Genomic DNA, 21,913 nt, shown 5'->3' with positions numbered 1-21,913 from the left:
CATATGTGACCGCGCGGCACGGGATGGAGGAGCCCTAGGGTGCTGGACACTTTGGCAGATGAATATGTGCGCACGGACGGGACCGACCCCGCCGTGCTGTTCACCCTTGTCTACCGAAAGTTCTCCGGCGCAGTTCTTGGCTACCTGAGGGCTCGCGGAGTGGATGATCCCGAGGCGGTCACCCAGGACGTGTTCCTTGCCTTCTATCCGAAGCTTGACGGCCTGAGCGGCGGACTTCAGGGCGCCAAGTCGCTCATTTTCTCCATTGCGCATGCGCGCATGGTGGATTATTACCGCCGCAACGAGCGCACTCCGTCCCTCAGCCCCTACGAGTCTGAACTCGACGGCCGCAGTTCGGCTTCGGCCGAGGAACTGGCGCTCGCGAAGGTGGACTCCGGAGGCGCAGGTGCCCTTCTCGAAGGACTCAGCCCGGACCACCAGGAAGTCCTCGCCCTCAGGGTGGTGGCGGACCTGTCCGTGGAGCAGGCCGCCGAAATCATGGACAGGACACCTGGAGCCGTCAAACAGTTGCATCGCCGGGCGCTCATCGCCCTTAGGGAACGCGCCTCAATAGGAAGCCAGGCAGACCATGAGTGACAACTCCTCATTCCGGAACCAGCGGATCATCGACGAACTGCTGGCTGACGCCGGCATGGAAGACGCGGGCGAACTGCGTCCCGTCCTGCTGGAACTGCGTGCACTGGCCGCCGACAGCCCGCGGCCGTCCGCCGCGGTGGAAGCGCTGATGGCGCCGGCCGTCACGCTGACCGTGCTTCCCGCTGTTTCTGCTGAATCCGCCGCCGCCCGCACGCACGCCATGGCACTGCCCGCCGCCTCTGCCGAGCCCTCACCCGCCGACTCCGCACCTGGTGAGCCTGCCGTGGATGAGCTGGCCGCCCGTCGACGGCGCAAACGCCGGCTGCCGCTTACGGCGCTTTCCGTCGCGGCTGCCCTGGCCGCCGGTGGCGCCGCCGCGGCAGCCTCGGATCAAAACTTCCGCCACACCCTGGGTAACGTCGGTCATGCCGTGACCTTCTTCGTGGGGACCGTAACTCCGGGAGGCGGGGGAAGCACCCCAGGCCAGCCGGTGCCGGGCACCGGGGGAACGTCACCGGGCGCACCCGCGCCCGCCTCGCCGGCGCCTTCGCCGGCGGACGGCGGAACAGTCTCCGGCGGGCAACCAGGTCAGGGCAGCGCCGGGGAAACCGCCGCCCCCTCGCCGGGCACCGTCCCCGCGCCCGGACGCGCCCTGCCGGGGAAACCCGATCCCCGCAACCCGGCCAACGTTCCGGGACTTGGACAGCTGCCCCCGGGCAAGTCGCTTCCGTCCGCCCCCGTGAGCCCCGGTCCGTCCGATCTTGTTCCTACGTCGCCGGTAGAGCTGCCAGTCCCCGAGCTGCCTGCTCCCTCGCCGGTTCGCTAGCCGCGTGCCCGGTCGGGCTCTGTGCTGAAACGGGGCTCTGTGCTGAAACCGTCGGCTAGTAGCCGCCAGCCGCGGTCTTCAGCATGTCTCCCGAGGGGCCGACCAGGTACCAGACGTCGTTGACGCCCTGGCCGGTGATGTCACCTGCGGCTTTGTCCTTGACGTAGTAGTAGACCGGCAGGCCGTTGATCGTCACCTGCTTCTTTCCCTCCGGCGTCGCGATTGTTGCCACCGTTCCCGTAACGCCCTCCACGGCCGGCGCGTCCGATTCGGTGAGGACCGGCGGCCACGCGGCGATGCATGCGCCGGTGCACGCGCTGGTGCCGGAGTCCTTCACGTCCTTCGTGAAGAAATAGACGCTCATGCCTTTCGCATCCACCACGATCCGGCCCGCCGCAGACGAGGCAGTCTTCAGTTCAGCCGCTCCGGCGGGGACGGCGGCTGTCGAGCTTTCCGCGGGAGCGGAGGCCGACGTCGTGCCTTCCGCAGTGGTGGTCGTCGACGTTCCGGTTCCGCCGCCACAGGCCGTGAGGGCCGCGGCCAGCGCCAGAACGTACAGGCCTGTTCCCCAGTGCTTCTTCATGTCCGGCTCCTTGGATTCGTGCCGGCCAAAAGGTGCGGAATGCGGGCCGGCGCTATCCGGTATGACGTGTCAGGGAACAGAATGGTTCACAAGCAGAATCGTTCAGTGCGGCGCCTCCGTGGACCGCACTCGGCGGTGAACCGTTTCGGGCCGGGCGGCGTCATAACTGGGGAACGGCGGGCGTCCGGCCGGCCGCGGCACCATGAGGCATCACAGATAATGCAGGGCACCATCAGCACAGCGGGAGGGGCGGGGATGCCGCTCGATGAAGATGTGGTGGCAGCGATTTACCGGGAGCACGGCCCGGCGCTGCGGCGCTTTGTACTGAGCGCCTGCCGCGATCCGCAACTGGCTGAGGACGTTGTCCAGGAAACCGTCCTCCGGGTCTGGCAGCAGGCCCCGGAGATTACCGGCAGCCTGCGGAGCTACCTTTTCCGCACCGCCCGGAACATCATGATCGATAACTACCGCAAGGCCCAGCGCCGTCCCCTCGAAGCGGCCGAACGGGATGTGGCAGACCCCGCGGAAGCCAGTGAACGCGTTGACGAACTGCTCAACCGCGTACTGATGGAGGAAGCCTTGCTGCGTCTCAGCGCCGAACACCGGGACGTCCTGGTGGCACTGCACTACCGCCGCTGCACTGTCGCGGAAACGGCCTTGGAGCTGAGTATTCCCGCCGGGACGGTGAAGTCCCGCGCGTTCTATGCGGTGCGGGCGCTGCGGACCATCCTTGACGAAATGGGGGTGCAACGGTGAGCAGCGCGGACGTGCACCAATTGCTGGGAGCCTACCTGCTGGGCGGCCTGGAGCAGGCTGACGTGTCGCGGTTCGAGCAGCATCTGGCGGGGTGCCCGGACTGCCGGCGGGAGCTGGACGAACTTGCCAGCCTGCCGGCGCTTCTGGACGCCCTCCCTGTTGCGGACGCCGTCGCCCTGGCCGGGCCGGCGCCCGCAGCGGCAGCCCCGGAAGCCACTGCGTTGGGGGTAGTGGCTTCCGCGGCGGAACCCGCCGCCCTGCTGGACGAACTGGCAGTACGGCGGAGGAAATCACGACGGCGGTGGGCGGCTTTTGTCGGGGCGGTGGCCGCCGCGTGCCTGGCGGTGGGGGTGCTGGCCGCTCCGCTGTTCAACCAGCCGCCCCGGCCGGACGCCAGCTACTCGGTGGAAGCCCCGGGCGGCCTTCAGGTCCAGCTTGCCCTGATCAAGAAGGCGTGGGGGACCGAGGTCTCGTTTTCCGGGACCAGCCTGCCCACCCAGGGCACCTTGTCCCTGTGGGTCAAGGGCCAGGACGGCACAGAGGACCGGGCGTGCAGCTGGTCCGCGACGCCCGGTGGCAGGTCCAGGATCACCGGGGCAACGCCCACCCAGATCAGCCGGATCAGCAGTGTGGAACTGCGCAACGAAGGCCAGCAGACAGTGGCTGTCATTTCCATGGTGGACGGCTCGTCGGGGGCCCATTGACGCGCACCGCGCCCGGTGGGACGCTGGGCACATGGTCCGCGGCAGGACCGGGCGTTTTGCCCGGATTCAGCCCTTTGGCATCGACAAGGTGGCAGCCGCCGTCGGTGGTGATCCCGACGTGCTCCGGATGGAGAACCTGGACACGGACATCGCGCCGCCGCCGTCGGCCATCATCGCCACCCGCGAGGCTGTGGGAAACAAGGCAGCCAACAGCTGGCTCCCCTTCACCGGCACGCTGGCCCTCCGCCAGGCCGTGGCGCACCGGCTCCGGCAGCAGACCGGGCTTTCCTACGATCCCCGTTCCGAGGTGGTGATCACCGGCGGCGCTCTCGCCGGAATGCTCAGCGTTCTCCTGGCAACCGTGGACCACGGCGACGAAGTGATCCTCACGGATCCCACCTATGCGGGCATGATCAACAGGGTCCGGCTTGCAGGGGCCATCCCGGTGTTCGTTCCGCTGATGGTCTCCGGCGGGCGCTGGCGCCTGGACCCGGTGAGGCTCGCCGCGGCGGTTTCCGCGCGCACCCGGGCCATCCTGTTAATGAGCCCCGCCATGCCCACCGGCCACGTGCTCAACGACGCCGAATGGGGCGCAGTCCGTGATGCCTGCCTGCACGCGGACTGCTGGCTGCTATATGACGCCGCCATGGACCGGATCCTGTTCGACGGCCTGCCGTACCGTCATCCGGCGTCGTTTCCGGAACTGGCCCCGCACACCATCACCATGGGCGGAGTCTCCAAGAATTACCGCATGATCGGCTGGCGCGTCGGCTGGGTGGCCGGACCCCCGGAGGTGATGGGAGACGTGGCCCTCGCCGCGATCTACAACACTGCCGTGGCCAGCGGCTTCAACCAGGCCGGGGTCCTCGCCGCACTGACCAACAGCGACGACGGGATCACCGGTGCCGTGCGCGAGTGGCAGTCGCGCCGGGACCTGGTGACCGCGGAGTTGGCCGGGCTGCCCGTTGTGGTGCCTGAGGGCGGCTGGTCGCTGTTGCTGGATGCCGAGGCACTGGGGATGCGGGCGCCGGAGCTGTCCCGGCGGCTCCTGGTGGCGGGCCGCATCGCCGCGACCCCCATGACGGCGTGGGGCCAGGACGTGGCTCCCCGGTACGTACGGCTGGTCTACGCCACCGAACCGGTCGAGCGGCTGCGCGGCATCGGTGCGCGTGTCCGGGCCGCCCTCGAGGGCGGGCGGCCCTAGGACCGCAGGGCGCGGAACTCCGCCACGAGCTGCGGGTCCTCGCACGCCCGGGCGAAAGCCCCGATGCGCTTTTCGATCTCACGGCCCAGCAGCCAGCTGCCGATCCGCTCCGCCACGGGCCGCAACCACGCCGGCCGGCAGGAAAAGGTGTACTTCCAGACAGCCCGGGTGCCGCCGTCGGCCGGGGTGAAACGCCAGCCGCCGCCAAAGTTGGCGAAAAACCACGGCCCGGACACCATAGTCATGCCCACGTTCCGGGGCGGTGCGTAGGAGACGTATTGGCTCACCATCACCAGACCCATTTTCGAGACCGTCCGCGTTCGGACACCCTTGCCGGCCGCCCGGGCGCCGTCCAGCCAGCCCTGAGCTGAAATGAACGGATCCCACTTCAGCCGGAACTCGCCGGTGGTCTGGGAGAACGCAAAAGCGGTCTCAGGGTCGAGTCGGATGAATCGTTCGGCGCGTACCTGGGGCATGCGTCCACCCTAGCCGGGCGGGTGTCCGCACGCGGCCTACATCTTCGCCAGCTTTGCCCGCATCATCGAGTACACGCCGTAGCAGATCAGGCCGATGCCGGCAGCGGCCAGCAGGTACAGCCCGAACGGCTGGTCCCGCAGCGCCTTCAACCCGCCGTCGAGCCCGGTGGATTCCTCCGGGTGCGACCGGATGGTGGCAATGACAATCAGCAGGCCTACCAGCAGCAGTGCGAAGCCCTTCGCGACGTATCCCACCACGCCCAGGACCGTCACCGCGGTTCGGGTGGTGCCCGGGGCAGGCATCCTGAGGTTCTTTTCGAACGACTTCCGGACGCCGCGGATCCCGTACACGATCCCCGTGACGGCCACCGCGGCGCCGATGACGATCAGCAGCGCAACGCCGCCAGGGGCCTTCATCAGCGCGATGGTGAAATCGCTGGTGGACTGGCTGTTGTCCCTCCCGGTGCCGATGGCGAACGAGGCCAGCGTGACGGCGAAAGCGGCAAAGACCACGGCCTGGCCCGCCGCCTTGAGCTTCTTGCCGATCTTTTCGCGCTTCGGCAGGTGGCTGAAGTCGAAGATCGCATCGCTGGTCTGCCAGATGGCGAGCGCCACGCAGGCGGCGAAGCTGCTCCACAGCAGGATGGGTCCGGCGGGCTGGCCGGCTAGCTCCTGCACGGCGCCGCTGACGTCAGCTTTGCCTTCGCCCCCCATGGCCAGGCGGATGGCGATGGCGCCCACCAAAAAATGCAGGATGCCGCTCACTGCGAACCCGGCACGGGCCATGAGCTCCAGCGGCCGTGAGTTGGTGACTTCCTCAGCCGTCCCGGCGGCTTCTCTCAGTTCTCTTTTGATGTCCGGACCCTCGTGCAGTTCTCGTGGCCGCGGGGCTGTCCCGCAGGCGGTGTTAAAGGCCAATCGTGCCACGGGAACCGGCTCCGGAACAGCTCGCCGACGGCGGTTATGCACCGCGGCAGGGTGGCGGCGGACGGACTCAGGCTGCTCGCGGGGGTGCCATGGGTAGTGATGCCCATGGCACCCCCGGGGGCAACATGGCACGATATGGACCAGCCACCACCTCGCAACTGCATCATTCTCTGGGGAGACATCATGACTTTTTACGGTGCTGACGTCAGTCAGCTTCGCGCCTTGGCCAAGGCCGCAGACAAAGCAGCTTCACTGCTCAGCACCAGGGCGTCCTCGCTGCAGAGCCAGATCCTTGCCGCCCCCTGGAAAGGCGGCGACGGCGAGCGTTTCCGGCAGGAGTGGACGGGCAGCCACCGTCCCAGCATCGAACGGGTGGTTGCAAGCCTCCGGCAGAACTCTAAAGTCCTGCTCCAGAACGCCGCGGAGCAGGAAAAGTCCTCGGCGGCCGGCACGGGCGCCACCAGCGCAGGCCCGGGCGGGCTGAAGGGCCTGTTCGACCAGATAAAGAACTGGGCGCAGGAAAAGCTTGAGGCTGCCCGCGAGGCGGCGGAACACCGGGCCGAGCTTCAGGGCCAGCTGGACACGATGGCCGGGGCCAGCCCGGAGGAACAGGCCAAGTGGTGGGACGGTCTCTCGGCCGCCGACAAGAAGTACCTGATCGAGGGCGAAGGCCCGGACGGTCCGCTGGCCAAGGACCTGATGGCCATGGACGGCGGAATCCCGGAAGCAGCGCAGGACCTCGCCCGGCAGCACCTGCTGGAGCTGGCCAAGGAAGACATCCCGGTCTACACGGAGACGGGCAAGGCCTCCATCGAAGCCCGTGTCCTGTGGGTCCACGGCGGCGCCGAAGTGGGCACCGAAGTGGTGGAAAACGCGGACGGCTCGGCCACCGTGAAGGTCTACGGCAACATGGGCCTGGGCGTGAACGACGCTTCCGGGACCGCCGGGGCCACCCTGACGGGCGAGGTGGCCCGCGAATACACGTTCGGCAGCATTGAAGAAGCCATGGCGGCGCGGAACCAGATGTACGCCGACCTCCCGCCGGACAGTGCGGGTGACATCAAGGACGTGGCCGGCAACGCGCCCGACTACATCCTGGACACCCTGGACGAGGCCGCCTCGGACAACGGCTCCAACGGACACGAGGACAAGGCCAAGGGATCGCTGAGCTTTGAAGCCGGTGCCGATTCGGCTGATGCCGCCGCCTCCGCGAAGCTGGAACTGGCCTATGAAAAGAACCTCAGCGACGGGACGTCCAAGGGGAGCGTGGAAGTCTCCGCGAAGGGCAACCTGGACCTGGACGGGCGGACGTTCGAGGCTTCGGGCAAGGGTGGCCTGGAACTGAACATGGACAAGGACAACAACCTCAGTTCGGTGTCCCTGTCCATGGAAGGTACCGTGGCGCAGGGCGTCAAGGAGGGTATGGACGTCAAGGCCGGCAACGTCGAGTCCAGCGTGACGGCGGGCACCCAGGGCACCGTCAAGATCGACATCGACTACACGCCGGAAAACAGCGCCGTGATCGACAGCTACATGAAGAACGTGGCGCTCGGGAACGACGCCGCAGCTGCCCGGGACGCCGCGAAGCTCTACGAGGCGGGCTCGGCTACGGTACAGGTGAACAGCGTGGTCACTGCGTCCAACGAGGCCGGGTTCGACGTCAAGGCAGGCGAGGTCAAGGTCAGCACCGAAAACCAGGTCAGCACGAACGTCAGCACGTACCAGAAGGTCCCGAACGACACCAAGCTCTCCCGGCTGTAGTTTCGCCGCCGCCGCCCCATATACACCGAGTTACCGCTGAAGGAGCAACCACCAGCCATGACAGTTCACATCGAATCCCCGCTCGGTTTCACCGCGGACTTCCCCGAGCACACCCTGGTCCTGGACGACTCCACCGCCGGCCCCAACACCGAACAGTACGGGCTGCTGGGAGACGTCCTCGTCACCGTCATCAAGGATGACACCTCCGTGGAAGGCCCGGCTGAGGCCAACGGCTGGGCGCACCTGATGTCGGCCCACTACCTTGATGAGCGCGGCGGCAACCTGCTGACCGAGGGCGAACTGAACCTTCCCGGCAAAGCCGCCTACGCCGTCGTCGTCGGCTATGACGACAAACGGGGCGACGCGAAGGCGGCCGCCACGGTGGGGGTGTGGGAAAAGGAACGGTTCATCGGCGTCGTGGTGATCTGGCCCTATGTTGACCCCCAGATCGAGCCGCGGATCGGCCTCCTCAAGGAAGTGGTGGGCGCCATCAAGGTGAGCTGACCGGCGCCTACCTACCCGAAGAGAACGTAGACAGGCCGAAGACGGCCCCAAACGGTGCCAGCGCGGCAGACGCCAGGCTGCTGATGTCGGCTGCCGGCCCGCGGGAACCAGCGGAGGGGCGTTGCGGGGTGGAGGGCTGTGCGGAGGCCATGGTGCCTCATAGCCGCCGGTAGCAGAGATCGAAGATGAGGCGGCCTGCCTCATGGGCCTTGTTTTCGAAGCTTGTCCGTATGCGGCCCTCGAAGCGTGGCGCCCAGCCCCCGGTTTCGTCCACGCCCTCGTTGGGTCCGGTGTGTTCGGTGCTTACCGGGGCACGGCCCTCCTTGACGGGCGCGCCGCCCACCAGGGATTCGACGCCGGACTGCCACACCTGGGTGAGCGGGCTTTCGGGACCCCTGCGTTCGCCGTCGTGCAGGTTGACGAAATCGGCCGAGCCGGCCATGACGTCGCGGACGTGGACGGCGTAGTTGGACCAGTCGGTGGCCACGCGGAACAGGCCGCCCGGCTTCAGGGCGGCGGCAACGAGCGCGGCGAACTCGGGCTGGATGAGCCGGCGCTTGTGGTGGCGCGACTTGTGCCAGGGGTCGGGGAAGAAGACCCAGACCTCGCTCACGGACCCTGCCGGCAGCATGGTGGCCAGGACTTCCGGGGCGTTGGCCTCCACGACGCGCACGTTGCTGAGTTTGCGGCTGTTGATCTTGATCACCGTGTTCGCGAGGCCGGGGGTGTAAACCTCCACGGCCAGGAAGTCCCAGTCCGGGTTCTCCTCCGCGGCGTGGCAGACGGCATCGCCGAGGCCCGAACCGATCTCCACGATCAGGGGCGCCGAGCGGCCGAACTCCGCTTCGGCGTCGAACACGTAGTCCGGGTGCACCGAGGTGTTGGCGATGTGCCGCGGGACGTCCACCGCCCAGCGGTCCGAGTGCTCCTCCCAGGCCTGCTGGCGGCGGCCCTGCAATCGGGTTCCGCGGCGCACGAAGCTGACCGGCCGGCCGCCGTAGGTGCCGAACGAAGCCTGGCTGCCGGGAGTCACCGGGCGCGCTGCCTGCGGCTGCTCCGGAGCGGCCTCCGGCGACTGGGCAGGGGACGGCTCGGGGGTTTCTGGGGATTCACTCATCCTTTCCAGAATAGTTGAGATCACCCGCTTGGAGTTGTGACGTCCCAAGACTGGCAGCCAGGGCATGCTGGCGCGGGAGCGCTTCAGAACAAGATCATCAAATCCCCCTTCGCGAGCACGAGCGTCAGGGCAGCGGCCGCATGCAGCCCGGAGATCCACAAGCCGGCGATGGCGGCAGTCCAATTGTTTGACCCCGGGGAGGAGCGTCGGACTGCGGCGATGCCAAGAGATAGGGCCAGAAGGCCCAGAACCACTGGCAGGCTCCAGAGGACCAGCGGTGCAACCCAGTCCCGCTGGCCGCGGCCGGTGTCGGGCCGGGTCAACAGCGCGGCCATGAGGCTCAAGGGCACGGTCACGATCAGACTCATAGAAGCAGCGACACTGATGACCAGGCTGGCGATACCCGCCCCGCCATCACTGGCGCGCCGCAGCTGGACGGACGGTGCGGTGGCCGGCGGCGGCTCGTGGCCTGGCGGCACGAGCGATGACACTGCGGGTAAGACGTGCGGTTCCGGTGGGTTCATTGGCTCTCCTTGGTCCTGTAGGGGGATGCCCTGTGGCGCCCCGGGGTTGGTCAGTCCAGACTATGGACGGCAGGGCGGGGCCGCTGCCGGGATTCGCCGCTATGTGGATAACTCCTGCAAGAATGGGGCGCGTGACCGAAGCCGCGAACGAAGCCGAAAACCAAGCCAGGAACCCAGCCGTGAAAACCAAAGCTCCGGGCCGGGACCCGCGCGGAAACCCGGGCACGCTGGTGGACGCCGAAATCGATGAATTGCCCGCTGCCGAACCCACCCGGGTGGGCAGCCGCCGTGCCTTGGCCTACCTGGGCGTGTGCCTGGTCCTGATCGGGCTGAACCTCCGCACCGTCTTCTCCAGCTTCTCCGCAGTACTGCCCGAAGTAACGGCAGACGCCGGGCTGCCGGGCTGGGCGGTGGTGGTCCTTACCACCGTGCCCGTGACCCTGCTGGGGGTCTTCGCCCCGCTGGCGCCGGTCCTTGCCCGGCGTTTCGGTGCGGAGCGGGTGCTGCTGGGGGCGATGGGCGTGCTCACCGGCGGGCTGCTGCTGCGCCCCGTCGAGCTGCCGGGCGCCGGCCACCTGCCCGCGCTGCTGGCCGGAACAGCGGCCTGTGGCGCCGCGATCGCCTTATGCAACGTGCTGCTGCCAGGCCTGGTGAAACGTGACTTCCCGCACCGGCTGGGGCTGATGGGCGGGCTCTACACCACCGCGATCTGCGCCTCGGCCGCGCTGGGCGCGGGGTTCACCTACCCCGTGTTCAGCGCATCGGGGGAGTGGACGGCGGCGCTGTGGTTCTGGGCGCTGCCCGCCGCCGTCGTCCTTCTGTTGTTCCTTCCGATGGCCCTTCGGCAGCGGCACCCGCGGCACCAGGCCGTTGCCGACGGCGTGAACGTGTGGCGCTCGGCGGTCGCCTGGCAGGTGACCATCTTCATGGTGCTGCAGGCCATGATGTCCTTCAGCGTGTTCGCCTGGCTGGCACCCATCCTGCGTGAGCGCGGAGTGGACGGCGGGACGGCCGGGCTGATCGTCTCCGCGTCCATCGTGCTGCAGATGCTTGGTTCGCTGTTCGCCCCGGCGCTGGCCGCGCGGTTCCGCGACCAGCGGTCCATCAACACGGTGGTGGCGCTGATGACCGGCGGCGGGTTCGCGCTGAGCATTTTCGGGCCGCTGGACTTCATTTGGGTGTGGACCGGGCTGCTGGGCCTCGGGCAGGGCAGCCTGACCGCGGTGGCGCTGACCATGATCATGCTGCGCACCCGTGACGGGCACACGGCAGCCCACCTGTCCGGCATGATGCAAGGTGTGGGCTACGGCGTCGGCTCCACAGGCACTCTGATGGTGGGGCAGCTGCATCAGGCCACGGGATCCTTCGCCGCGGCAGGTGTGCTGTTCCTGGTGGTGGGGGCGCTCGCCGCGGTGTTCGGTTTCCGCGCCGGGCGCAACCGTTTCATCGGGGGTTAAGCGGCTGAGGGGGCGGCCTCCGCCGCCCCCTCAGCCCCTGCGGCGTCGGCGTCTCAGTCCGTGCCGAGTCCGGCGGCGGAGACCTTACTGCCGCCTGTTTCGGCGGTGACGCTGTTCAGGGCGGTGAGGTCGAAGATGCCGGTGATGTCCGCCTGCTTGGTGGTGCCGGCCTTCACCCCGTCCTCAAGCAGCTTTTTGTAGGTTCCGGCCAGCGGATCCACGGTGAAGACGATGTTCTTCAGGGACCGTTCAATGACGTCGGCTTTCAGCTCGGCGCCGGACGCTTCCTTGAGGGCGGCATTGATGACAGTGGACTTCTCGGCGGCGGCCGCGGAGTTGAGCCAGGCCACGGACTCGGCGTGGCCCTTCAGCAGGGCCTTGACGGTGTCCGGGTGGTCAGCGGCGAACTTCTTGTTCACGATCAGGATGGTGGTGGGGAACTCGCCTGGCTTGCCCGTCAGCGACCCGTCCCACAAATCCTTCTCGTCCACCAGGACCTTCGCGCCGGCCTGCAGCACCAGCCGGGACGCCCACGGTTCCGGCAGCCACGCGCCGTCGAGCTTGCCGTCCTGGAACAGCTTCAGCGTCTGCGCGTTCTCGGTCGGGTTGATCGCCACATCCCCGCTGCCGTCCGTGTTCGTCTTGTACCCCTGCCCGGCGAGCCAGGCGCGCAGCGCCACGTCCTGGGTCCCGCCCAGCTGCGGCGTAGACAGGGTCTTGCCCCTCAGATCCGCGGCCGAGCCGATCTCCGGCTTCACCACCAGCTGGGCGCCGCCCGCCGCGGCGCCGGCAATGATGCTCACTGACTCGCCCCGGCTCTTCACGAAGGAGTTGATCGCCGGGTTCGGGCCGATATACGTGGCGTCGATCGCGCCGGCGTTCAGCGCCTCGATCGCGGCCGGACCGGAATTGAACACCTGCGTGCTCAGCTTCGTCCCGCCCAGGCTCCCGGCAATGAAACCTTCCTTCACCCCCACCAGCGCCGGGGCGTGCGTGACGTTGCCGAAGAAGCCAAGCTTCAACTCCGCGGCAGGCGTGCCGGTGGCAGCTGCTGCGGCCGGCTGTGATTCGGTGCTGCGGGCGAGGTTCGACGCCACTGCCGCGCCGCCGGCGATCAGGGCGACGAGCCCGGCCGCGATGCCGATTCCGAGGGCGCGTTTGCGCTTTGCTGCGGAGTTTTGGACTTTGCTGCTTTGGCCCGCCACGATGCGGGTGGATCCTTCTGGGTTCTGATGCGATGACATGGGGATTCCTTCACGAATGCGGCCTGCCCGCACAGGGCTGCCGCCGGACAACAGTCGGGGATGGAGGTCGAAGGGACGGAGGCTCGAGGCGGCATCTCTGCCGCCCTCCATCGTTGGTCAGTGGCTGGGCCTGCTGCTCTTGTGGAGCGTCCCCGGTGCCCCGGTGCCAGCGCTTGGACCGAGATTACGGTTTGGCGCGTGGCACTATCAACGGTCCGCGACGCGCGCGTTCACCGGCGTTCACGCGGTGACTCAAAGCGTCATCGGGGAAGCCCGGAGCGGCCGAGTGGCGCGTCCGGAAGGTAACGGAGCGTCACGTGAGGTAACTGCCGCCGTTGTCGTCAGTTCAGTCCGGTGGCTCCGGACCGCGGCTGCAGCGCAGTCCAGATGATCACGGTGACCACCAGCGCGATGGAGATCAGACCAAGCCCGGAATAGCCGACGGCGGCCAGCACCGGGCCGGCCAGCGCACCGCCGGTAGCCGCAGCCGCGTTCATGCTCAGGTCCGAAACGCCCTGGATGGCCGGCCGGTCCTGCACCTGCGCCGATTCGGCCACCAGAGCGGACCCGGCAACCACCGAGGCGGACCAGCCAAGCCCCAGCAGGATCAAACTTGCGGTCACGGCCGGGCCCGAATCGGACGCAAATCCGGCCAGTACCAGCGAGGACAACAGCATGGCCTGGCCCAGCAGGATGGTGCGCAGCCGCCCCGCTTTGTCCGCCATCCAGCCGAAGACGGGGGACAACCCGTACATGCCGGCGATGTGGAGGCTGATCGTCAGGCCCACCACTGTGAGGCTGGCCCCGTGGTCGCGCAGGTGAACGGGCGTCATGGACATGAGCGCCACCATGGTGGCGTGGCTGAGGGCGACGGCGGCCACCGCGTACCGCGCCTTGGCGTTGCTCCGCAGGATCCGCAGGCCGCTCTGGGGCCGGGGTGCTGTGAGATCGGGGACGCGGGAGGCCATCGCGGTGAGAAGCGGGTCCGGCCGCAGGCCGGTTGCATAGACGACGGCGGTGGCAAGCTGGGCGGCCACGGAGAACGCGAAAGCGCCAGTCAGCGGTGGCAGGCCGAGCGCGGCGCCCACCACCTCGCCGGGGCCGAAAAGGTTCGGGCCCAGAACGGCTCCGATTGTTGTGGACCAGACCACGATGGAGAGATCCCGGCCGCGCGACCCGGGGAGCGAAAGGTCGGTCGCAGCGAAACGTGCCTGCAGGTTCACGGCGGAGCCCGCTCCGAGGAGCATCAGGCCCAGCAGGAGCAGCGGAAAGACGGCAAGGGCGGTTGAGGTGATGGCCACGATGGCCCCGGCCCCGGCAATGAGGGCGCCCGTGGACAGCGAGACCCGGCGCCCCCGGGCTTGGGCAAGCCGGGCCAGGGGGACAGCAGCGAGGGCAGCGCCGAGGGTGCTCATCGTGGCGGCCATTCCGGACCACGCGTTGGATCCGGAGAGCTGGGCTGCCAGCAGGGAACCCAGGGAAAGCGTCGCGCCCATGCCGATGCCGCCGAGGATCTGGCCGCCGACCAGGACGGAGACCACGCGGCGTTGCAGTCTGCGATCGTGCGGGGCGGCCTGGACCGGGGTGGCGGCGTGGCCCGGTGTTGCCTCGTCCAGCTCCCGGCTTTCCGGCCGTTCCTCTGCGTTCATGCTGATCCTTAAGGGTTCGAGCCCCTTAGTCGCGGAACTTTAGTTGCAGAGCTGCCCGAAGGTCGCGCCGGCCTTCTGGTACCCCGCCTGCAGCTCGGCCACCTTGTCAGCGTCGGGGTTTTCCTTGGCGTTCTCGTCCGCGTAGTCCAGGATGGCCTGCACGGCGGGCTTCATCTCGTCCGAGGCCCCTCCCACGAGCGGGCGGAGCTTGTTGCCGAGGATGACCATTCCGGTTTTGCCGGCGTTGGCGCTGGGGTCCGTCACAACGATCTTGAGCCGGTCGCAGGTCTCAGCGGTGGTCAGCTGTACCGGCGCGGAGCAAGCGGAAGCGGAGATGATGAGCCCGGCGGCAAGCAGGGCCGTGGTGAGTTTCTTCATGGTTCCCTTAATAGATGTCTGTCGGTCGATTGTACGCAGATCCTGCTGGGGCTCCGGTGTGCGTACCCGGCCTGTGACGCTTCGGGCAACCCTAGTGCGTCAGATCCTTGCCCTTGGTCTCCGGGATCGTGAAGACAAACGCGATGCCGACCAGCAGCAGGAGCACGGCGTAGACGTTGAACAGGTTGGCCTGTCCGATGGTGCCAAGCCAGGTCTGCAGGTAGGGGGCCGTGCCGCCAAAGACAGCGACGCAGATGGAGTACGGGACACCGACGCCGACAGTGCGGATCCTGGTGGGGAAGAGCTCGGCATACACCGCCGGAACGATGGCGGCGCTGGCTGCGATGAAGAACAGCATCACGGACATTGTGACGGCCAGCTGCCAGGGGGAGTCCTTCAAGAGCCAGGTCATGGGGAAGTGCAGCAGGGCGGCGCCGGCGGAGCCCATGACCAGGACCGGTTTGCGGCCGATCCGGTCGGACAGTTTGCCCCAAAACGGCAGGGCGGCGATGAAGACGACGTTGGCGATCACGCCGGCCCAGAGGGCTTCGCCGCGGTCCATCTTAAGTGTGGTTGCGGCGTAGCTCGGCGCCACGACGCCCCAGATGTAGTAGCTCACGGTGAGGCCGACGGTCAGGCCGATGACCTGCAGGGCCTGCTTGCGGTGCCGCCAGATCTGCGGCCACATCGGCTCATGCTTCTCGGTGGGAGTTTCGGACTCGAAGGCAGCAGTCTCCTTCATCCTGGCGCGCATCACCAGGGCGTAAACGCCCAGGGCGCCGCCGATCAGGAACGGGATGCGCCACCCCCATGCGTTCATGTCGGCCTGGCCGAGGACGTTGGACAGGATGGCGCCGAGCAGGGTCCCGGCCAGGATGCCGGCGGTACCGGAGGTGTAGATGAGCGTGGCCCAGAAGCCCCGCTTTTCCTTGGGTGCCATTTCGGAGAGGTAGGTCTGCGACGACGGCAGCTCGCCGCCGTGGGCCAGGCCCTGGATCAGGCGGGCCACCAGCAGCATCACTGACGCAAAGGCGCCAACAGCTTCGAAGGTGGGGGCGACGCCGATCAGCAGGCTGCCGAGCGCCGCCAGACCGACGGCGAATGTCATGGACGTCTTGCGGCCGATCCGGTCACCGATCCAGCCGAACACGAAGCCGCCGAACGGACGGGCCACGAAGCCGACGGCGAAGATCGCCAGGGTGGCCAGGAAGGCCGACGTCGGATCCGCTTTGCTGAACAGTGCGCTGGCGATGAATGGCGAGAACGTGGCGTAGATCGCCCAGTCGTACCATTCAACGGCGTTGCCGATGCCGGTGCCGATGAGGGTCCGCAGGTGGGACTTGTGAATCTGGACCTCGGCTGGCATGCCTACGGTGGAAGTCATATGGTGCTCCAAAAGTGGTGGGAAGGTCAGTTGCCGGCAGCCGCAAGGGCCGCGATGCGGGAAACAGCGAGCTCCGCGTAGAGCGCTGCGCCGTCGGAGAGGACGCCGTCGTCAAAGGTGGCGTAGGGGGAATGGTTGAAAGGGGTGGACGTGTGATCCGCACCCGGTGCAACGGCGCTGAGCCCGATAAAGGTTCCGGGCACCTCCGCCATCACCCGGGAGAAGTCCTCCGAACCGCTGAGCGGGGTGGCCCAGCGGGTAAGGCGCGACTCTCCGAACAGCTCCTGGATGGTCCTTTCGGCAGTGTTCGTCTCGTCCTCGTCCGTGACGCTGAGCGGATACTCGGAGCGGTAGTCCACATCCACCTCCAGTCCGTGGGCGGCGGCGATGCCCTTGAGGAGCATGGGAACGGCCGTCATCATCCGTTCCCGGGATGCCTCCGAGAACGTGCGGATGGTGGCTTCGAAGCGCGCGGATTCCGGGATGACGTTGCGCTTGGTGCCTGCCTGCAGGAGGCCCACTGTGAGGACCACGGGATCAAACATGTTGAACTGGCGCGTGATCATCACCTGCAGCGCGGTCACCATCTCGGCCACGGCCGTCACCGGGTCCTTAGCGGAGTGCGGTGCGGAGCCGTGGCCGCCGGCACCCAGGACGGTGACGAAAAGTCCGTCCGAGGCGCTCAGGATGACGCCGGGCTTGGTGCAGAACTGGGCGTACGGTTCCAGGGCGGAGAACACGTGCATGGCGTAAGCGGCATCCACTCGGTGGCCGGCAGCGTCCAGGACGCCTTCACGGATCATGTGAGAGGCGCCGTCGAAGCCTTCCTCTCCCGGCTGGAACATCAGGACAACATCGCCGGCCAGCTGATCCCGGCGATCGGCCAGGAGCCGGGCGGCGCCGGCCAGCATGGAGGTGTGGAGGTCGTGGCCGCAGGCGTGCATGGCGCCGTCGACTCGTGAGGTGAAGTCGACGCCGGTGCGTTCCTGGACGGGCAGGCCGTCCATGTCCGCGCGGAGCAGGACCGCCGGTTTCCGGGCCGAAGCGTGCGCTGCGCCGCCGCGCAGGACCGCGGTGACCGACGTCGTGCTCTCCCCAAGGGTGATTTCATACGGCAGGCCGTCCAGGGCCTTGAGTACCTTCTCCTGGGTCCGGGGGAGGTTCAGACCGATCTCCGGCTCCCGATGGAGTTCGTGGCGGAACCGGGCAATTTCGTCCTGCAGTTCCTTGGCATCGACGGTGATCGACATATGTTCTCCTACTTCCCGAACGATTGGTAAGTGACCTGCGTCCATTCTGGAGTGAGCTGGTTCACAATTACGGAAATAGCTCGAAAAAATCAAAAGTAAGATGGATCTTGCAGGATTCGCGCATGTGAGAGGGTGACGGCAGATGGATGTCAGCGAAGACGATCTTGAACTGATCAATGCGCTGCAAATCGCACCACGTGTGAGCTGGTCCGATGCCGCCGGCATCCTGGGGGTGCATGCCACCACCCTGGCGGCCCGCTGGGACCGGCTGCGGACAGCCGGCGTCGCGTGGACAACAGCCCACCTGATCGGCGACCCGAAGCAGATGTGCCTGGCGCTGGTGGACGTGGACTGCGAAATGCGGCAGCGCGCTGACGTCACCGCGGCGCTCGCGGCCATCCCGGAGGTGGTCACGGTGGAGGAAGCTGCCAGCAACCGCGACCTGATGCTGACGGTCATCACTCCCACCCTGGGCCACTTCAGCGAGTCGGTGGTGCCGCAGTTCAAGGAGATCCCGGGCCTGCTCAAATACCGGACCTCCCTTTGCACCCGGCTTCACGTAGGTGGCTACGCCTGGCGGCTCAACGTCCTGAGCAAGGCGCAGCAGAACGCCCTCAACGCGCTCGCCGGACCCGAGGCCGCCGGCAACGTTCCGCCAGCCGGCACGGCTGCCCCGCTGCCCCGGAGCCACCTGGACCTGATTCCGTTCCTTGCGCAGGACGGGAGGGCAACGGCGGCTGAGATCGCCCGCAGCCTGCGCCGCAATCCGGCCACCGTCCAGCGGCAGCTGAACCGGGTGCTGTCCAGCCAGTTGCTGTCCTTCCGCTGCGAAATCGCGCAGAAGTACTCCGGCTACCCGGTCACGTGCCAATGGTTCGCCAATGTGCCGCCCGGCCGGCACGAGGCCGCCGCTGCGGAACTTCGCGGTTTGCGCAATGTCCGGCTTGCCGCGTCCACCACCGGCCGGACCAACTTTGTGATCATCATGTGGCTGCAATCACTGGCCGAAGTGATGAATGCCGAACTGGCCCTCCAGCAGCGGATTCCCGGGATCGAACTGGCGGAAAGTGTGGTGGTCCTGAGTGCCGCCAAGCGGGTGGGCTGGATGCTTAACCCGGATTCGACCGCCACCGGAGCCGTTGTTCCGTCCGCCGGCCTGGGCCTGGAGGCCTAGCCTCGCGGGGAGCGGCGGCGCCGGCCGGGTGATCCCCTACCGGCGCAGCACGGCCCCGGGGTGTTTAATGGCAGGCACCATCCGAAACGACTGATCAGGCCACCACCGTGCAACGAAGCGCCCCCGCCGAGGCCCCAGAGAAGGCCGGAATCCTGCACCGCCACTACCTGCTGGTGACGGCCGGCGCGTGTGCCCTGGTGTTCCTGGCCGCCTTCGAGTCCCTCGCCGTGACCACCATCATGCCGCTGGTCAGCCGCGAACTGGACGGCGCCGCCTTGTATGCCCTGGCCTTCGCCGGACCGCTCGCCACCGGGGTGATCGGCATGGTGGCGGCCGGCAACTGGTCCGACCGCCGCGGACCGGTGGGTCCGCTGTACGCCTCTGTTGCCCTGTTCGTTCTGGGGCTGCTGATCGCCGGAACGGCCGGAAGCATGGCGGCCCTGGTGGCCGGGCGGCTGGTGCAGGGCCTGGGCGGCGGCGGCATGACCGTAGCGCTGTACGTTGTGGTGGCGCGCGTTTATCCGCCCCTGCTGCACCCGAAGATTTTCGCCGCGTTTTCCGCGGCATGGGTCATTCCTTCCCTGGTCGGACCCTTCGCGGCCGGAATCGTGGCCCAGGCGGCCAGCTGGCACTGGGTGTTTCTGGGCGTGGTGGGACTGGTGGTTCCGGCGCTCCTGATGATCGTGCCCGCGCTGCGCGGACTCCGAGGCGTCCCGGAGGGCAGCTCGGACCCGGGGCGGTGGTCCTACGGCCGGCTCGCGTGGGCAGTCCTTGCGGCGCTGGCCGTCCTGGGGCTGAACCTGTCCGCGCAGGTGCCGGGGGCCGGAGGATACCTGGCGGCGGCCGCCGTCGTGATTGCACTGGTGGCGGTGCGCCCGCTGGTGCCCCGCGGCACCCTGCTTGGCAGACGGGGGCTGCCGAGTGTGATCCTGGCACGGGGCCTCGTTTCGGCCGCGTTCTTTGGGGCAGAGGTCTACCTTCCGTACCTGCTGGTGGAGCGGTACTCCTTTTCCCCGACGTTCGCCGGTCTGACCCTCACCGGCGGCGCCCTTGCGTGGGCCGGGGCGTCCGCGGTCCAGGGCCGCCTGGGCGCCAAGCTCAGCAACGTCCGTGCCATGAAGATCGGGTCGGTGATGGTGCTCGCCGCCGTGGCCCTCGCCCTGGTGACCACCGTCCTGGGCTGGCCGGCCGCCGTCGCGATTGCCGGCTGGATTTCCGCCGGCGGCGGCATGGGACTGATGTATCCGCGCCTGAGCGTGATGACCCTGGCCATGTCCACGCCCGACACCGAGGGGTTCAACAGTTCGGCCATGTCCATTGCCGACTCCCTCGGCGGAGCTTTGGCCCTGGCCACCACCGGGATCGTGTTCACGGCGTTAACGGCAACGACGACGGCGGGCGGGGTTTCGGGCGGCTCCTTCGCCGGAGTCTTCGCCCTCACGGCCGCCATCGCCGTCGTCGCCGTTGTTGTTGCGCCGAGGGTTGCGGCGCGGAAGAAGTCCTAGCTGGCTAGCGAGCCGGCCGTTGTGCGTCCGGCAGCGGCCTTATCTGACGCAGACTCAGCCTTCCACTCTTCGATCCGGGCCTGCTGCAGCGGCGTCTTGCGGTTGAAATGCCAAGCCGCGCCGAGGATCAGGAACCAGAGGGGAGCCACCACCAGGGCAAGCCGGGTGTCCTCGGCCTGGGCAAGCGCCACAAGCATGAACACAAAGAATGCCAGCACCACGTACGGCATAAAGGAGCCGCCGGGCATCTTGAAGGCGGACGCGGCGTGGAGTGCTGGCCGGCGGCGGCGGAACACAATGTAGCTGACCAGGATCATGGACCAGACGAACATCGTGAGCACGGATGCCACCGAGGTGACCACGGTGAACGCGCCGATGACGGAGTCGCCCGAGTAGAGCAGCACCAGTCCGGCGAGCAGGAAGATGCAGGAGAACAGCAGGGCGTTCTGCGGAACCTTGCGGATGCTCAGCTTGCCGAAAGCCTTCGGGGCGTTGCCGTCCTGGGCCAGGCCGTAGACCATGCGGGACGTGGAGTAGATGCCGGAGTTGGCGCTGGAAGCCGCGGAGGTGAGGACCACCAGGTTGATGACCACTGCCGCGATTCCCAGGCCGGCCAGGGTGAACATGCCGATGAACGGGCTGCTGGCGGCGTCGATGGTCCGCCACGGGTTGACCGCCATGATGACCACCAGGGCGCCCACGTAGAAGAGCAGGACGCGGATCGGGATGGAGTTGATGGCCCGCGGAAGGTTCTTCTCCGGGTCCTTGGTTTCAGCTGCCGCGGTGCCCACCAGTTCGATGCCGGCGAAGGCGAAGATGGCGATCTGGAAGCCGAGGATGAAGCCGAACATGCCGTGCGGGAACATGCCGCCGTCGTTCCAGATGTTGGCGAGGCTTGCCACTGCGCCGTTGGGCGAGGTGAAGTGCGTCGCGATCATGACGATGCCGGTGCCGATCAGCGCCAGGATGGCAACCACCTTGATGATCGCGAACCAGAACTCGGCTTCACCGAAGGCCTTGACCGTCGGGAGGTTCAACAGGATCAGCACGACGGGGGTGATGAGCGCGGGGATCCACAGCGGGGTTCCGGGTGCCAGCTTGTCCACGTAGCCGGCAATTGCCACGATGTCCGCCACACCGGTGACAACCCAGAAGAACCAGTAGGACCAGCCCGTGAAGAACCCGGCCCACGGGCCCAGGAGGTCGCCGGCGAAGTCGCTGAAGGATTTGTAGTTCAGGTTGGAGAGCAGGATTTCGCCCATGGCCCGCATCACGAAGAACAACATGGAGCCGATGATCATGTAGACGAATATGACGGACGGGCCGGCAAGGGAGATGGTCTTGCCGGAGCCCATGAACAGGCCGGTGCCTATGGCGCCGCCAATGGCCAGCAGCTGGATGTGGCGGTTGCCCAGTGCCCGGGCGAGGTGCGGCTCCTGGCTGTGGCCTCCGCGGGCGGTTTCCGTTGCAGTGTTCCTGGCAACCGTGGTGGTGCGTTCAGACATCAGTGCTTCTTTCCTTGTCTCAGGCGGAATGCGCCGCAGGCGGCCTGCCGTCGGCAGGTTGCACCGCCGCCGTCCGCACGGAGCCGCCACAGATGTGACGGAGGTAACAGTTGGGGGTGTGGATTAAGACTAGGGGGCGGGCGGGGGCCCCTCCTCCGCGGCGGGGCAACCGGTGCTGGCGGGCGGGACGCCGGAATGCCGACGGCGGCCGGCCCCGATTGTTCGTTGGTTCCTCGGACGGGAAAGGGCGTGCCCCCGCTTGGTGCCGGGCTGGGGGGCCATGGCGGAGCCTCCCTGTCCTCGTCTCCAGGGACGGCGGATCAGCCGCAGTCCGTGTTGCCTGCACCTCGACAAACGTCGAGCCTCAGGGCATCAACTGTAGTCCGTT

21 protein-coding genes are annotated in these 21,913 nt (G+C 67.6%); 10 read left to right on the top strand and 11 right to left on the bottom strand.

Features of this window, described 5'->3' with window-relative positions; translation table 11 throughout:
- Positions 1–39: 39 nt before the first annotated feature.
- On the top strand, positions 40–597 hold the full coding sequence (locus ARTH_RS19210; RefSeq protein WP_011693617.1) for an RNA polymerase sigma factor: 558 nt from the start codon (positions 40–42) through the stop codon (positions 595–597).
- A complete protein-coding gene (locus ARTH_RS19205; protein ID WP_043430097.1) occupies positions 590–1,423 on the top strand; it encodes a hypothetical protein in 834 nt (277 codons plus the stop codon). The genes ARTH_RS19210 and ARTH_RS19205 overlap by 8 nt, the downstream gene beginning before the upstream one ends.
- Before the next feature lie 55 nt (positions 1,424–1,478).
- Here the strand turns inward: ARTH_RS19205 and ARTH_RS19200 are convergent, their stop codons facing one another.
- Positions 1,479–2,006, bottom strand: coding sequence for a COG4315 family predicted lipoprotein (locus ARTH_RS19200; protein ID WP_011693615.1), 528 nt, complete (start codon positions 2,004–2,006; stop codon positions 1,479–1,481).
- Between the two features lie 255 nt (positions 2,007–2,261).
- On the opposite strand from ARTH_RS19200, the gene ARTH_RS19195 reads away from it, so the two are divergent.
- From ARTH_RS19195 to ARTH_RS19185, 3 genes are read left to right on the top strand one after another with little or no spacing between them, the layout of a single operon-like run.
- Positions 2,262–2,762 (top strand): sigma-70 family RNA polymerase sigma factor, encoded by a 501-nt coding sequence (locus ARTH_RS19195; protein WP_011693614.1) that lies wholly within the window; start codon positions 2,262–2,264, stop codon positions 2,760–2,762.
- Complete coding sequence (locus ARTH_RS19190) at positions 2,759–3,466, top strand: anti-sigma factor family protein (protein WP_011693613.1); 708 nt, start codon at positions 2,759–2,761, stop codon at positions 3,464–3,466. Before ARTH_RS19195 ends, ARTH_RS19190 begins: the two co-directional genes overlap by 4 nt.
- Positions 3,467–3,497: 31 nt before the next feature.
- Complete coding sequence (locus ARTH_RS19185; RefSeq protein WP_011693612.1) at positions 3,498–4,670, top strand: pyridoxal phosphate-dependent aminotransferase; 1,173 nt, start codon at positions 3,498–3,500, stop codon at positions 4,668–4,670.
- Here ARTH_RS19185 and ARTH_RS19180 read toward each other — a convergent pair.
- Complete coding sequence (locus ARTH_RS19180; protein ID WP_011693611.1) at positions 4,667–5,146, bottom strand: SRPBCC family protein; 480 nt, start codon at positions 5,144–5,146, stop codon at positions 4,667–4,669. The two genes, ARTH_RS19185 and ARTH_RS19180, sit on opposite strands and share 4 nt — an antisense overlap.
- Before the next feature lie 36 nt (positions 5,147–5,182).
- The gene (locus ARTH_RS19175; RefSeq protein WP_011693610.1) at positions 5,183–6,073 is read right to left on the bottom strand and encodes a DUF1206 domain-containing protein; all 891 of its coding nucleotides are present in this window, start codon (positions 6,071–6,073) and stop codon (positions 5,183–5,185) included.
- A gap of 183 nt (positions 6,074–6,256) precedes the next feature.
- On the opposite strand from ARTH_RS19175, the gene ARTH_RS19170 reads away from it, so the two are divergent.
- Together ARTH_RS19170 and ARTH_RS19165 are read left to right on the top strand one after the other, a co-directional pair.
- Positions 6,257–7,834 (top strand): hypothetical protein, encoded by a 1,578-nt coding sequence (locus ARTH_RS19170; RefSeq protein WP_043430094.1) that lies wholly within the window; start codon positions 6,257–6,259, stop codon positions 7,832–7,834.
- A 57-nt stretch (positions 7,835–7,891) separates the two neighbouring features.
- Positions 7,892–8,338 (top strand): hypothetical protein, encoded by a 447-nt coding sequence (locus tag ARTH_RS19165; protein ID WP_011693608.1) that lies wholly within the window; start codon positions 7,892–7,894, stop codon positions 8,336–8,338.
- A gap of 157 nt (positions 8,339–8,495) precedes the next feature.
- Here ARTH_RS19165 and trmB read toward each other — a convergent pair whose 3' ends face one another.
- Positions 8,496–9,455 (bottom strand): tRNA (guanosine(46)-N7)-methyltransferase TrmB, encoded by a 960-nt coding sequence (gene trmB / locus ARTH_RS19160; RefSeq protein ID WP_011693607.1) that lies wholly within the window; start codon positions 9,453–9,455, stop codon positions 8,496–8,498.
- A gap of 83 nt (positions 9,456–9,538) precedes the next feature.
- Complete coding sequence (locus tag ARTH_RS19155; RefSeq protein WP_043430092.1) at positions 9,539–9,979, bottom strand: hypothetical protein; 441 nt, start codon at positions 9,977–9,979, stop codon at positions 9,539–9,541.
- A gap of 122 nt (positions 9,980–10,101) precedes the next feature.
- Here ARTH_RS19155 and ARTH_RS19150 point away from each other — a divergent pair, with 122 nt between their 5' ends.
- Positions 10,102–11,436: an MFS transporter gene (locus ARTH_RS19150; protein WP_011693606.1), complete on the top strand. Its 1,335-nt coding sequence runs from the start codon at positions 10,102–10,104 to the stop codon at positions 11,434–11,436.
- Positions 11,437–11,489: 53 nt separating this feature from the next.
- Here the strand turns inward: ARTH_RS19150 and ARTH_RS19145 are convergent, their stop codons facing one another.
- The 5 genes from ARTH_RS19145 to ARTH_RS19125 form a co-directional block, all read right to left on the bottom strand.
- Positions 11,490–12,680: an ABC transporter substrate-binding protein gene (locus ARTH_RS19145; RefSeq protein ID WP_011693605.1), complete on the bottom strand. Its 1,191-nt coding sequence runs from the start codon at positions 12,678–12,680 to the stop codon at positions 11,490–11,492.
- Between the two features lie 341 nt (positions 12,681–13,021).
- Positions 13,022–14,329, bottom strand: coding sequence for an MFS transporter (locus ARTH_RS19140; protein WP_011693604.1), 1,308 nt, complete (start codon positions 14,327–14,329; stop codon positions 13,022–13,024).
- Positions 14,330–14,368: 39 nt separating this feature from the next.
- Complete coding sequence (locus ARTH_RS19135) at positions 14,369–14,707, bottom strand: hypothetical protein (protein WP_011693603.1); 339 nt, start codon at positions 14,705–14,707, stop codon at positions 14,369–14,371.
- Between the two features lie 91 nt (positions 14,708–14,798).
- On the bottom strand, positions 14,799–16,091 hold the full coding sequence (locus ARTH_RS19130) for an MFS transporter (RefSeq protein ID WP_011693602.1): 1,293 nt from the start codon (positions 16,089–16,091) through the stop codon (positions 14,799–14,801).
- A 26-nt stretch (positions 16,092–16,117) separates the two neighbouring features.
- On the bottom strand, positions 16,118–17,341 hold the full coding sequence (locus ARTH_RS19125) for a M20 metallopeptidase family protein (protein WP_011693601.1): 1,224 nt from the start codon (positions 17,339–17,341) through the stop codon (positions 16,118–16,120).
- Positions 17,342–17,483: 142 nt separating this feature from the next.
- Here ARTH_RS19125 and ARTH_RS19120 point away from each other — a divergent pair, with 142 nt between their 5' ends.
- Together ARTH_RS19120 and ARTH_RS19115 are read left to right on the top strand one after the other, a co-directional pair.
- Positions 17,484–18,515: an Lrp/AsnC family transcriptional regulator gene (locus ARTH_RS19120; protein ID WP_011693600.1), complete on the top strand. Its 1,032-nt coding sequence runs from the start codon at positions 17,484–17,486 to the stop codon at positions 18,513–18,515.
- Positions 18,516–18,622: 107 nt separating this feature from the next.
- Positions 18,623–20,020, top strand: coding sequence for an MFS transporter (locus ARTH_RS19115; RefSeq protein WP_011693599.1), 1,398 nt, complete (start codon positions 18,623–18,625; stop codon positions 20,018–20,020).
- Here the strand turns inward: ARTH_RS19115 and cycA are convergent.
- Positions 20,017–21,525 (bottom strand): D-serine/D-alanine/glycine transporter, encoded by a 1,509-nt coding sequence (cycA, locus tag ARTH_RS19110; protein ID WP_011693598.1) that lies wholly within the window; start codon positions 21,523–21,525, stop codon positions 20,017–20,019. The two genes, ARTH_RS19115 and cycA, sit on opposite strands and share 4 nt — an antisense overlap.
- Positions 21,526–21,913: the final 388 nt, after the last annotated feature.

The sequence above is a fragment of the Arthrobacter sp. FB24 genome (genome assembly GCF_000196235.1).
In the GTDB taxonomy this organism is placed as follows: Bacteria; Actinomycetota; Actinomycetes; order Actinomycetales; family Micrococcaceae; genus Arthrobacter.
Note: the sequence above shows the minus strand (reverse complement) of the source record. Positions and strands in the feature narration are given on the sequence as shown.